The 11,600-nt window shown below is 67.8% G+C and carries 11 protein-coding genes; 5 read left to right on the forward strand and 6 right to left on the reverse strand.

The features are described from left to right. The gene (locus AC5P8J_RS16170; protein ID WP_227854400.1) at nt 1-1,014 is read left to right on the forward strand and encodes an MlaA family lipoprotein; all 1,014 of its coding nucleotides are present in this window, start codon (nt 1-3) and stop codon (nt 1,012-1,014) included. 83 nt (nt 1,015-1,097) lie between these two features. Here the strand turns inward: AC5P8J_RS16170 and AC5P8J_RS16175 are convergent, their stop codons facing one another. The 3 genes from AC5P8J_RS16175 to AC5P8J_RS16185 form a co-directional block, all read right to left on the reverse strand. Beyond that, on the reverse strand, nt 1,098-1,643 hold the full coding sequence (locus AC5P8J_RS16175; protein ID WP_031270126.1) for a glutathione peroxidase: 546 nt from the start codon (nt 1,641-1,643) through the stop codon (nt 1,098-1,100). Between the two features lie 125 nt (nt 1,644-1,768). Beyond that, nucleotides 1,769-2,164: a hypothetical protein gene (locus AC5P8J_RS16180; protein ID WP_019658780.1), complete on the reverse strand. Its 396-nt coding sequence runs from the start codon at nt 2,162-2,164 to the stop codon at nt 1,769-1,771. A gap of 71 nt (nt 2,165-2,235) precedes the next feature. After that, a complete protein-coding gene (locus AC5P8J_RS16185; RefSeq protein WP_019658781.1) occupies nt 2,236-3,792 on the reverse strand; it encodes a DNA recombination protein RmuC in 1,557 nt (518 codons plus the stop codon). Between the two features lie 45 nt (nt 3,793-3,837). Here AC5P8J_RS16185 and AC5P8J_RS16190 point away from each other — a divergent pair, with 45 nt between their 5' ends. Beyond that, a complete protein-coding gene (locus tag AC5P8J_RS16190) occupies nt 3,838-4,443 on the forward strand; it encodes a glutathione S-transferase family protein (RefSeq protein ID WP_021203283.1) in 606 nt (201 codons plus the stop codon). Nucleotides 4,444-4,596: 153 nt separating this feature from the next. Here the strand turns inward: AC5P8J_RS16190 and AC5P8J_RS16195 are convergent, their stop codons facing one another. Then, on the reverse strand, nt 4,597-5,604 hold the full coding sequence (locus AC5P8J_RS16195) for a zinc-binding alcohol dehydrogenase family protein (RefSeq protein WP_021203282.1): 1,008 nt from the start codon (nt 5,602-5,604) through the stop codon (nt 4,597-4,599). A 91-nt stretch (nt 5,605-5,695) separates the two neighbouring features. Between AC5P8J_RS16195 and AC5P8J_RS16200 the strand changes: the two genes are divergently transcribed. The 3 genes from AC5P8J_RS16200 (at nt 5,696) to AC5P8J_RS16210 (ending at nt 8,944) form a co-directional block, all read left to right on the forward strand. Further along, a complete protein-coding gene (locus tag AC5P8J_RS16200; RefSeq protein ID WP_495216957.1) occupies nt 5,696-6,667 on the forward strand; it encodes a LysR family transcriptional regulator in 972 nt (323 codons plus the stop codon). 14 nt (nt 6,668-6,681) lie between these two features. Continuing rightward, a complete protein-coding gene (gene leuE / locus AC5P8J_RS16205) occupies nt 6,682-7,311 on the forward strand; it encodes a leucine efflux protein LeuE (RefSeq protein WP_005411716.1) in 630 nt (209 codons plus the stop codon). Between the two features lie 205 nt (nt 7,312-7,516). Next, complete coding sequence (locus AC5P8J_RS16210) at nt 7,517-8,944, forward strand: amino acid permease (RefSeq protein WP_019658787.1); 1,428 nt, start codon at nt 7,517-7,519, stop codon at nt 8,942-8,944. Nucleotides 8,945-8,993: 49 nt separating this feature from the next. Here the strand turns inward: AC5P8J_RS16210 and AC5P8J_RS16215 are convergent, their stop codons facing one another. Both AC5P8J_RS16215 and AC5P8J_RS16220 read right to left on the reverse strand, forming a co-directional pair. After that, nucleotides 8,994-10,235, reverse strand: coding sequence for a dipeptidase (locus AC5P8J_RS16215; protein WP_227854399.1), 1,242 nt, complete (start codon nt 10,233-10,235; stop codon nt 8,994-8,996). A 135-nt stretch (nt 10,236-10,370) separates the two neighbouring features. Then, nucleotides 10,371-11,540, reverse strand: a complete 1,170-nt coding sequence (locus tag AC5P8J_RS16220; RefSeq protein WP_111104082.1) for a class I SAM-dependent rRNA methyltransferase — start codon at nt 11,538-11,540, stop codon at nt 10,371-10,373. Between the last annotated feature and the right edge of the window lie 60 nt (nt 11,541-11,600).

Raw genomic sequence — 11,600 nt, forward strand, 5'->3', positions numbered from 1 at the left:
ATGAACGTCGTACGCACTCTCCCCTTGATCGTCCTGGCCGCCGCGCTGACCGCCTGCGCGGGCAAGCCCGCACGCAGCGATGCACCGGCAGCCAGTACCGTGGTCCCGGCCAGCACCGTCGCCGAGGCCTCCGCCCCCACCGCCGATACCGCTACGATTGATGCCGCGCCGGCCGCAGCCGTGGTTGCCGCCCCTGCACCGGCCACGGCACCCTCCGTACCGGCCCGCGGCGCCGACACCGATGCGGCCAGGGCCGCAGCGGCGACCGCCCCCGGTGGTGATGACGACTTCGATGCCCTCTATGGCGGCAGCGGCAACACCGGCAGTGCGGCAGCCTACGACCCATGGGAACCGTTCAACCGCAAGGTGCACAAGTTCAACAACGCGGTCGACCGCGGCATTGCCCGTCCGCTGGCCACGGCCTATACCCACGTAGTGCCGCGCTTCGCCCGCACCGGCGTCAGCAACTTCTTCAGCAACCTGCGGGCACCGGTGACCATCACCAACCAGCTGCTGCAGGGCCGCGGTGCCGATGCCTGGGACAGCCTCGGCCGCTTTCTGATGAACAGCACGCTGGGCATCGGTGGCCTGTTCGATCCGGCCAGCAAGGCGATGGTGCCGCGCCGCAATGAAGACTTCGGCCAGACCCTGGGTGCGTGGGGCTGGCGGCGTTCGCGCTACGTGGAACTGCCGTTCTTCGGCCCGCGCACCGTACGCGATGTATTCGGCCTGGCCGGTGACATTCCGCTGTCGCCGATCCGCCGCATCGAGGAGGACAAGGTCCGCATCGGCCTGCAGGGCCTGCAGCTGGTGGATACCCGCGCGCAGCTGCTGGCGGTCGACGACCTGCGTGACACCGCCGTGGACGAGTACTCGCTGGTCCGCGATGCGTGGATGCAGCGCCGCAACTACCAGATCGAGAACGATCTGCGCAGCAAGCGCGACCGTGGCCACGACGATGCCAATTCGCCGATCCCGGTCGATGCGATGCCGATGCCGCAGTGGACGCACTGAGTCCAGCCTGCAGCGCATGAAAAACCCCGCTTCGGCGGGGTTTTTCTTTCCGGCAGATGCCAACCTCGGTTGGCACGCTTTCCTCAAGCCGCCAGCGCGGCCTCGATAGCGTCGCGCAGGCGCGCGTCATCGGCAGCCACGTCCGGGGCGAAGCGGGCGATGACCTCGCCGTCGCGGCCAACCAGGAACTTCTCGAAGTTCCACAGCACTGCCGGCGCTGCGTGGATCGGAATCTCCTTGCTCGCCAGGCGCTCACGCAGCGGACCCTCGCCGATCGACTGCGGCTGGGCGGCGGTCAGCTGCTGATACAGAGGGTGGGTGTCGTCACCGGCCACGCTGATCTTGGAGAACATCGGGAAGCTGACGTCGTAGGTAAGCTGGCAGAACTGCTGGATTTCCGCCTCGCTGCCCGGCTCCTGGCCGAGGAAGTTGTTGGCGGGGAAGCCCAGCACTTCCAGGCCCTGCGCGTGCTTTTCCGAATACAGCGCCTGCAGGCCTTCGTACTGCGGGGTCAGGCCGCACTTGGAGGCGACGTTGACCAGCAGCAGCACCTTGCCCTGGTAGTCGGCAAGCGAGGACGGCTGGCCGTCGATGGTGGTGAGGGAAATGTCCTGGATCGGGGTGCTCACGTGGGGCTCCGGCAACAGCGGGAAATGGCCCACCAGCATAGCGCTGTGCGCGCGGTTGTAGAGCCGAGCCTACGCTCGGCTGCTGTGGCATCAGCCGAGCGTGGGCCCGGCTCTACAGGCAGGATTCAATCCACGCAGATCGTGCCCTGCGCCTTGCCGTCATCAATGCGCTGGCGGCAACCGAAGTTCTGGCGCACGTCGCGCTGGCAGGTACCGGTGACGGCACTGCCGGCGGCCACGTCGCCCGTGGCCAGGCACTGGCCGCTGCAGTCGCTCTTGCGGCTGCAGGCCTTGCCGGCGTCGGCATAGGGAATCACGCACTGCTCGCGCTGCAGCCGGCCGAGCCGCTGCAGGGTGCCACCGGCGGCCTGGCAGTCCACGTCGCGCGCTTCGCGGTACGCCTCGTCCGCTTCGGGGGTGCTGGAGGCGGCCTGCGTGGTCGTGTCCACGGTCGTTGGCGTGCTGCTGCAGGCGGCGAGCAGCGCGGTCAGGACAAGGCTGGTGAAGCGGGGCAGGCGCATGGCGGTACCTGGTCGAAGCGGACAGGCCGCCAGCATACCCATCGGCGATGCAGGCGGCGTGTCAGTGTGGCTCAGGCCTCGTCGCCCTCGCCGTCACTGCCTTCCTCCTCGGCCACCGCATCACCCTCGGCCAGGTCGCCGAGCAGCGACTGCGCCTGTTCGGACGCCAGCGACTCCACGCCACGCAGGCGGCGTTCGATGGTACGGGTCTTGCGGCTGGCCTCCCCGATGCTGCGGCCAACGGTAGTGATCTGCTTCTCGGCCTTTTCCAGGATGCCGGCGAACTTCCCGAACTCGCTCTTGACCGCACCCAGCAGGCCCCACACTTCGCTGGATCGCTTTTCAATGGCCAGGGTGCGGAAGCCCATCTGCAGGCTGTTGAGCAACGCGGTGACCGTGGTCGGTCCGGCCACCACCACACGGTGCTCGCGCTGCAGCAGGTCGACCAGGCCCGGGCGCCGGATCACCTCGGCATACAGGCCTTCGGTGGGCAGGAACATCACCGCGAAGTCCGTGGTGTGCGGTGGCACGATGTACTTGTCGCAGATCGACTTGGCCTGCACGCGCACCGCGCGCTCCAGCTGGATGCCCTGCAGGCGCACGCCCTCGGCATCGCCCTGTTCCTGTGCGTCCAGCAGGCGCTCGTAATCCTCGCGCGGGAACTTGGAGTCGATCGGCAGCCACACCGGCGTGTCGTCGCTGCTGCGGCCCGGCAGGCGCACGGCGATATCGACCATCTCGCCACTATCCGGGCGCACCCTCACCGCACGCGCGTACTGCTCCTGGGTGAGTGTCTGCTCGAGGATGTTCTCCAGCTGCACTTCGCCCCAGCTGCCGCGGTTCTTGACGTTGGTCAGCACGCGCTTGAGGTCGCCCACGCCGGTGGCCAGCTGCTGCATCTCGCCGAGGCCACGCTGCACCTGTTCCAGGCGCTCGGAGACCAGCTTGAAGGAGTTGCCCAGCCGCGTTTCCAGCGTCGACTGCAGCTTCTCGTCCACGGTGTGGCGCATCTGCTCCAGCTTCTGGGCGTTGTCGTTCTGCAGCGCGCGCAGCTGTTCCTCCAGCGTGGCACGCATCTCGGCGATGCGCTGCTCGTTGCGCTGGGTCAGTTCCTGCAGGCGCAGGCCCAGACTGTCGGTCAGGCGCTGCTGCGACTGCGCGCCCTCCTCGCGGCCCTTGCGTGCATCGTCCACCAGGGTCTGGCGCAGCGCCCCGAGCTGGGTATCGGTACGCGCAGTGAGCTCCTGCAGCTGCTGGCCAAACGCATGGATGCGTGCCTCCTGCTGCTGGCCGAAGGTCTCCAGCTGGCCGCGCAGTTCCTGCAGCCGCTGCCCCATCAACGCTGCGCCGCGCTGCTGGCTGTCGGCCACTTCAGCGCGGGCTTTGCGGGCATCTTCGCCCAGCGCTTCGCGCAGCAGGTCCAGGCGCTGGTCGGTGCGGGTGGACAGATCGGTCAGCGCGCGGGCGAAGCCATCGAGCTGTTCGCGCAGTTCGCTGCGCCCGGCGCGGGCCTCCTCGCGCACGGCCTGTTCCAGGCGGTCATGCGGCGGACGGCGCAGCAGGGCGACCAGTTGCAGGATGAGCACGGCCAATAGAAGGCCGGCAATGAGCAGGTATTCGGTTTGCATGGGGCAAGTGTAGGCTGGCCGAGTCTCAGCTGCTGCGTCAGGACCATGCCCGCTCTATACGGAAAGCCCACTTCCATCAACGTGCGCAAGGTACTGTGGCTGTGCGCGGGGCTGGATCTGCCCCTGCATCACGAGCCGGTCCCCCCACCTGATCTGCTGGCCACGCTGAACCCCAACCGGCAGGTGCCGGTGCTGCGCGATGGTGACTTCGTACTGTGGGAATCCAACAGCATCTGCCGCTACCTTGCCGCGCGCGCCGGACGCGAGGATCTGCTGCCACGTGCGGCGCAGGCCCGTGCGCGGGTGGAGCAGTGGATGGACTGGCAGGCCAGCGATCTCAACAGTGCCTGGCGCCACGTGTTCATGGCGCGCGTGCGCCAGCATCCGGACTATCCGGACGATGCCCGCGCCGAGGCCAGCCTGGCGCAGTGGAACCGGCTGATGGGTGTGCTTGAAGCCCAGCTGGCCGCCACCGATGCCTATGTGGCGGGCAGCACCTTCACCCTTGCAGATATCGTGCTGGGGCTGTCGACCCAACGCTGGCGCAGCACGCCGGGCAGCAAGCCCGCGCTGCCCCACCTCGTCGCATGGTTCGAGCGCCTGCGAGAGCAGCCCGGTTTCGCCGAACACGTCGACAACGGCGTGGCGTGAGCCGTGGTTCCCGCAGCTGTTGGTAGGTGTCGACCCTGGTCGACACGGCTGATCCACGCCATGTGTGGATGAAGCTCCGTAGAGCCGAGCCTATGCTCGGCTGACGCCCACGCGCGAACGGCAGCCGAGCGTGGGCTCGGCTCTACAGGAGCCTTACCAGCCTTCCAGCACGATCTTGCCCTTGGCGCGGTGGCTTTCCAGCAGCGCGTGGGCGCGGCGCAGGTTGGCCGCGTCGATGCGCCCGAAGTGCTCGCCCAGCGTGGTCCGCAGCACGCCGGCATCGATCAGCTCGGCCACCCGGTTCAACAGGTCGTGCTGGCGCTGCATGTCCGCCGTCCGGTACAGCGGGCGGGTGAACATCGATTCCCAGTGCAGTGACAACGCCTTGCGCTTGAGCGCCATCACATCCACCTGGCCCGGGTCATCGATCAGGCCGAACTGCCCTTGCGGCGCCAGCAGCTCCACGATCTGCGCGTAGTGCTGGTCGGAATGGGTCAGGCTGGCCACGTGCTGCACCTCGCTGATGCCCAGCCGCGCCAGGCCCTCGGCCAGTGGCAGGCGGTGGTCGATCACATGGTGGGCGCCCATCGCATACACCCAGTCCTGGGTCTCCGGGCGCGAGGCGGTGCCGATCACGGTCAGCCTGGTGAGCTTCCGCGCCAACTGCACCAGGATCGAGCCGACACCACCGGCAGCGCCGATCACCAGCAGGGTCTGGCCTTCGCCCCCGTCCTCGGGAATGCGCAGGCGGTCGAACAGCAGCTCCCAGGCGGTGATCGCGGTCAGCGGCAGTGCGGCGGCAGCGGCGTCATCGAGGCTGGCCGGCTTGCGGCCGACGCTGCGTTCGTCCACCAACTGGTACTGGGCATTGCTGCCCGGGCGATCGATGACGCCAGCGTAGTAGACCGCATCGCCGGGCTGGAACAGGGTCACCTCGCTGCCCACCGCATCGACGATGCCGACCGCATCCCAGCCCAGCACGCGCGGGCCGTCGGTGGCCACGCCTCGGCGGACCTTGGTGTCGACGGGGTTCACCGCCACCGCGCGCACCGCCACGCGCAGGTCGCGCGGGCCGGGCTGCGGCAACTCCAGTTCGAGGTCGATCAGGGCCTGGGGATCATCGATCGGCAGGCCGGCTTGGGTGTAGGCAATGGCGCGCATGGCAGCGGTCCAGTGGGGGAGGAGGCGACAGGTTGCGCCGCACGCGGTCTCGCAGAAAGGCGCAGAATCGGGCAGCACTTTCACTCTGGCGATGAAGATGATCCGCTTCGACGATCTGCAGCTGTTCGTCCGCACTGCTGCGCTGGGCAGCTTTTCGCAAGCGGCCCGCGAGGCCGACCTGCTGCCGGGGCAGGTCGCCGCGGCAGTGGCGCGGCTGGAACGCGAGCTGGACCTGCGCCTGTTCGTGCGCACCACCCGCAGCCTGCGCCTGACCGGCGAGGGCGCGCTGTACCTGCCCTACGCACAGGACGTGCTGGCCACCCTGCGCGAGGGCCAGGCGCGCGTGCAGGCCGAGGACGCCGAACTGCACTGCACCCTGCAGCTGTCGGCGCCGTCGGACTTGGGCCGCAACCTGCTGCTGCCCTGGCTGAGCGCGTTCCGCGCGTCCCATCCCCGGCTGCGCCTGCACCTGCGCCTGTCCGATGAAGTGGCCGATGTGTTCCGCGACCCGGTCGACGTGGCCATCCGCATCGGCCACTTCGACGACGCCAACTACGTCGCCCTGCCCCTGCTGGAAGGCAATCGGCGCGTACTGGCGGCCTCGCCCGATTACCTGCAGCGGCGTGGCACGCCCACGCGCCTGGAAGATCTGCGTGAGCACGATTGCCTGGTCTACCAGCTCAGCGGTCGTGCCTACGATCGCTGGTCATTCGACGTCGACGGCCGCCGGGCGGTGATACCGGTGCGCGGCCCGCTGGTCTGCGATGACGCCGATGTGGTGCGGCGCTGGGCCGTGGCCGGCGAAGGCATCACCTACAAATCCTGGCTGGACCTGCGCGAAGACGTGCTGGCCGGGCGCCTGCAGCTGCTGCTCGACGGCTTCGGCAGCCACATTCCACTGCATCTCGTGTGCCCGCACCGCAAGCAGTTCTCACCCGCGGTGCGGCAGCTGCACGCGCAGCTGCGCCAGCACCTGCAACCGCTGCTGTCTGGCATGCCGGTTGGCCCCACCGGCCCCCTGTCCTCCGCCGTGGTGCTGGCCGACAATGGCGGCCCCGCGTAAGAGAGAACACCGCCATGCCGTGGATGGGCATCCAGGACCTGTGGACGTTTCTGGTCGCCGTGCTGGTGTTTCTCGCCCTGCCCGGCCCCGGCACCTTCACCCTGCTGACCGCCACCGGCCGTGGCGGCGTGCGTGGCGGCTACACTGCATTGGCCGGCCTGCTGGTCGGCGACCAGATCCTGATGTGGCTGGCGCTGGCCGGCGTGGCCGCACTGCTCAAGGCCAACCCGCTGGTGTTCCACGCCGTGCAGTACCTGGGTGCGGCCTACCTGGTGTGGGTGGGCATCAGCCTGCTGCGCACGCCCAAGCACGAGGGTGGCGACGCTGGCCCGATCCGCATGCAGCCCGGCCGCTATTTCCAGCAGGCGATCCTGGTCAGCCTGCTCAATCCGAAGGCGATCCTGTTCTACATGGCCTTCCTGCCGCTGTTCATCGATCCGAAGGCGCACCAGGGCATCGCGACCTTCGCGGCCCTGGCCGGCATCATCCTGGTGGTCAGCATCGCCTACTGCTCGATGCTGATCGGCGTGGGCAACCTGGCCCGCCGCCGGTTGATCCAGCACCCGCGGATCAGCGATGCGCTGCGCCGCGTGGCCGGCCTGTTCCTGGTGGGGTTCGGCATCCGGCTCGGGTTGAACGGGTGAACGGGCGGCTGCCGCTGCTCGGCCTGGCCCTGCTGTTCGCCGGCACCGCCTCTGGCGACCCGGCCTGCTTTATGCCGATTCCGGCAGTCTGGTCGCGGTGCAGCGCGCACTGCCGGCAATCATGACCCCCGTCAGTGGTAATGCTGCGCTGCGTTCGGTCACACTCGGGAACTTGTCGTTCTAAGTCACCCCTTCCGAGGCCTGCATGTCCCTGTTCCGGCGCAAGTCCCTAGATTCCGTCACCGTCCACGAAGCCGGCAGGCGCCTGATCCCGACGCTCAGCTGGCCGCACCTGATCGCGCTGGGCATCGGCGCCATCGTCGGTACCGGCATCTACACGCTGATCGGCGTCGGTGCCAACCTGGCTGGCCCGGCCGTGCTGATCTCCTTCGCCATCGCCGGTGCGGTCTGTGCCTGCGCGGCGCTGTCCTACGCCGAGCTGTCGACGATGATGCCCGCCGCCGGCAGTGCCTACACCTACAGCTACAGTGCGCTGGGCGAGGTGTTCGCCTGGGTGGTGGGCTGGAGCCTGATCCTGGAGTACTCGCTGGTGGTGAGTACGGTGGCGGTGGGCTGGTCCGGCTACTTCGTCGGCTTCCTCGAATGGGTCCACACCCAGTTCGGCTGGAACGTGCACCTGCCGGCCTGGCTGGCGGCCGGCCCGCACGTGGAAGGCGGCATGATCAACCTGCCGGCGATCATCATCACCTGGCTGGTGGCCGGCATGCTGATGGCCGGCACCAAGGAAAGCGCCACGCTCAACGCCATCCTGGTGGTGTTCAAGCTGATCGCGCTGGCCATCTTCGTGGCGGTGGCCCTGCCCGCGTTCGACAGCGCCAACCTGCAGCCGTTCATGCCGTACGGCTTCGCCAAGTCGATGGGCCCCGACGGCGTCGAGCACGGCGTGATGGCGGCAGCGGCGATCATCTTCTTCGCCTTCTACGGCTTCGATGCGATCTCCACCGCCGCCGAGGAAACCAAGAACCCGGGCCGCGACCTGTCGATCGGCATCATCGGTTCGATGATCGGCTGCACCATCGTCTACGTGCTGGTGGCGCTGGCCGCCGTGGGTGCGATGAGCTACGCGGTATTCGGCCACAGCGCCGAGCCGCTGGCCCTTATCATGCGCCAGCTGGGCCATCCGACCGCGGCGATGGTGATCGGCGTGATCGCGATCATCGCCCTGCCGACCGTGCTGTTGGCCTTCCTGTACGGCCAGAGCCGCATCTTCTTCGTGATGAGCCGCGACGGCCTGCTGCCGCGTCGCCTGTCCAAGGTGAACGCACGTACCGGCACGCCGGTGGCAACCACGCTGTTCACTGCGGTCGTGGTTTCCGCGCTGGCCGGCGTGGCGCGCCTGGACGAGATTGCCGCACTGGCCAACGCCGGTACCCTGGCCGCGTTCACTGCGGTAGGCATCTGCCTGGTGGTGCTGCGGCTGCGCGAGCCGGACCGCGCGCGCACGTTCCGCACGCCGCTGGCCTTCGTGGTTGGCCCGCTGGCCGCGCTGGGTTGCATCTACCTGTTCATCAGCCTGCCGCACACCACCCAGCTGTACTTCCTGTTGTGGAACGTGGCCGGCCTGGTGCTGTACCTGCTGTACAGCCGACGCCATGCGCTGATCGCGAAATAGACCGATCACCGGTAGTGCCGGCCGCTGGCCGGCACCACCGCAGGGCGTTTCAACCGCCCTGCTTTGCGGCGTAGTCCTGCACCTGGCGCATCACCCGCAGCAGGTTGCCGCCCCAGATGCCGGCGATCTGCTTCTCGGTATAGCCCTTGCGCAGCAGCCACGCGGTGATCTTCGGCAGCTGGCTGACATCGGGCAGGTCACTCAGTCCGCCACCACCATCCCAGTCCAGGCCGATGCCCGCGTGCTCAGGGCCGACCACCGTGAGGATGTGGTCGAAGTGGGCGAAGAAGTCGTCCAGGCTGGCGTGCCGCACCGGGTGCTCGTGGTCCAGTGCCTGTTCGGCCTTCAGCAGGGCAACGCCTTGTTCGATGCCCATGCCTTCCCAGCCGCCCAGCTGCTTGCTCAGCGCTTCCTCGGCCTGTTTGCGCTCGGGCGTCTTCGCGGTGTCGATCAGGTAGCCGCCATAGGCGTTCACCTGGATCACGCCGCCGGCTTTAGCCAGCTTGCGCAGGCGCGCATCGTCGAGATTGCGCGGGTGGTCGTAGACCGCCTTGGCCGAGCTGTGCGACAGCACGAATGGTACCGGCATCATTGCCAGCAGATCGTCGAACACCGCATCCGATGCATGTGACTGGTCGATCACGATGCCCAGCTTCACCGCCTGCCGCACCAGCTCCTTGCCGGCCGGGCTAAGTCCTTTCCATTCCGCACCCTTGGGATCGGTGGCCGAATCGGCGAACTCGTTGTTGGCAAAGTGCACGGTGCTGAGCAGGCGCAGGCCGACGCGGTGGTAGAACGAGAGCAGGCTGGGATCGGCCACCAGCGGGCTGGCGTTTTCCATGCTGATGTAGACCACACGCTTGCCGGCCGCCTTGATCCGCGCCGCGTCATCGGCGGTCAGTGCCAGCGCGAACCGCTCGGGGTTGGCGGCCAGCATCTCGCGTATTTCCAGCAACCGCTGCAACCCGTGGTCACGTTCGGCCAGGTGAGCGGCGGGGCTGCGGTCGCCCTGGTCCGTGTAGATCGCCCAGAACCCGCCGTCCAGCGCGCCTTCGACCATGCGCGGGTAGTCCACCTGCGAGAGTGCGTTGCGGTCGTGGCGCTGTTCGATGTCGAAGCCGGTGCGGCCGAAATTGGCCGGCGTATCCAGATGGCTGTCGAGGGTGACCAGGCGCTGCTGCAGGGCCTTGGCGCGGGCCAGCTCCTGCGTGCTGAACTCGATGGCGTGGGCGGACAGTGGCGCGCACAGCGCCACGGCAAGCACGAAGGACAGGTGGCGCAACGATGGCATGGGCTCTCACCGGTGTTGGGAAGAGCCCGACCATAGCGCTGTGGCCCGCCGTTTTGTAGCGCCGGGCATGGGCTCGGCTGCCAGACAGATCAGCCGAGCGTGGGCTCGGCTCTACAGAGATCGGCAGTCACGCGGTCAATCCACCACGCGGCAGAACACGGCCTTTAGGTAACGCGATTCCTGCACGTGGGCCATGAACGGATGGTCCGGGCCGGCGCCGGCGACCTTCAGGATCTGGATCGTGCGGCCGGAGAAATAGGCCGCGCGGCGCAGCATGTCGAGGAACTGGTCCTCGGCCACCAGGCCGGTGCAGGAAAACGTGGCGAACAGGCCGCCCGGCTTCACCACGCCAAGCGCCAGCTTGTTCATGTCCAGGTACTTCTTCAGTGCGGTGATGACCTGGTCGCGGTCGCGGGTCATCTTCGCCGGGTCCAGGATCACCACGTCATACTGCTCACCGCGGTTGGCGGCGTCGCGCAGCCACGGGAAGATATCGGACTGGATGAACTTCGGGCGCACGTTGTTCAGGCGCGAATTGCCCTTGGCGATCTGGATGACGTCCTCATCAATGTCGATGCCGACCACTTCCGAGGCGCCACGCGCTGCTGCGTACACGGCGAAGCCACCGGTGTTGCAGCACAGGTCCAGAACGCTCTTGCCTTCCACCTGCTGGCTCAGCCACTCGCGGTTCTCGCGCTGGTCGGCGAAGAAGCCGGTCTTGTGTGCACCGGCCGGGTCGGCGCGGAACCTGATGCCGTACTCGGTGATCACCGCCGCTTCGGTGGTGGTGTTGCCGTGGAAGTCGAAGCTCTCCTGCTTCTGCACGTGTTCGTCGGCGAAGCTGTGGAAACGGCAGCCCGGGAACTGCTCGCGCAGGGCGTCGTAGATCCATTCGCGGTGGCGGAACATGCCGGCGGCGAAGAACTCGACCACCACCAGGTCGCCGTAGCGATCCACCACCAGGCCGGACAGGCCGTCGCCTTCGCTGTGCACCACGCGCCAGGCGTCGGAGACCGCGTCGAGCTTCAGCACCTCACGGCGCAGCGACACCGCCTGGGCGATCTTGCGCGAGAACCAGCCGGCATCGACCGGCACGTTCTGGTCGGTCTCAAGGATGCGCACGGCAATGCGCGAGTGCCCGTTGTAGAACCCGCGGCCAATGAACTCGCCATCGATGCCGACCACGTCGACGATGGAACCGGGCTTGGGCCGGACGGTCGGCTTCTCGACCAGTTTCTGGAAGATCCACGGGTGGCTGGAACGCCACGCATTCTTGAGGCGGACAATCGGAAGGGGGGTATTCATCCGGTCATTGTAGCCGGGGGGCACCGGGGGCCGGAAATCCAGGGCCCGGCGCGGCATTTG

Source organism: Stenotrophomonas sp. YJH_SMC_37 (genome assembly GCF_059370035.1).

Excerpts from the sequence above, each read along its gene's own strand:
- AC5P8J_RS16215 (WP_227854399.1), bottom strand. The coding sequence starts at position 10,235 with ATGCCATCGTTGCGCCACCTGTCCTTCGTGCTTGCCGTGGCGCTGTGC.
- leuE (WP_005411716.1), top strand. The coding sequence starts at position 6,682 with ATGCCGTGGATGGGCATCCAGGACCTGTGGACGTTTCTGGTCGCCGTG.
- AC5P8J_RS16190 (WP_021203283.1), top strand. The coding sequence starts at position 3,838 with ATGCCCGCTCTATACGGAAAGCCCACTTCCATCAACGTGCGCAAGGTA.
- AC5P8J_RS16210 (WP_019658787.1), top strand. The coding sequence starts at position 7,517 with ATGTCCCTGTTCCGGCGCAAGTCCCTAGATTCCGTCACCGTCCACGAA.
- AC5P8J_RS16180 (WP_019658780.1), bottom strand. The coding sequence starts at position 2,164 with ATGCGCCTGCCCCGCTTCACCAGCCTTGTCCTGACCGCGCTGCTCGCC.
- AC5P8J_RS16200 (WP_495216957.1), top strand. The coding sequence starts at position 5,696 with ATGAAGATGATCCGCTTCGACGATCTGCAGCTGTTCGTCCGCACTGCT.
- AC5P8J_RS16195 (WP_021203282.1), bottom strand. The coding sequence starts at position 5,604 with ATGCGCGCCATTGCCTACACCCAAGCCGGCCTGCCGATCGATGATCCC.
- AC5P8J_RS16220 (WP_111104082.1), bottom strand. The coding sequence starts at position 11,540 with ATGAATACCCCCCTTCCGATTGTCCGCCTCAAGAATGCGTGGCGTTCC.
- AC5P8J_RS16170 (WP_227854400.1), top strand. The coding sequence starts at position 1 with ATGAACGTCGTACGCACTCTCCCCTTGATCGTCCTGGCCGCCGCGCTG.
- AC5P8J_RS16185 (WP_019658781.1), bottom strand. The coding sequence starts at position 3,792 with ATGCAAACCGAATACCTGCTCATTGCCGGCCTTCTATTGGCCGTGCTC.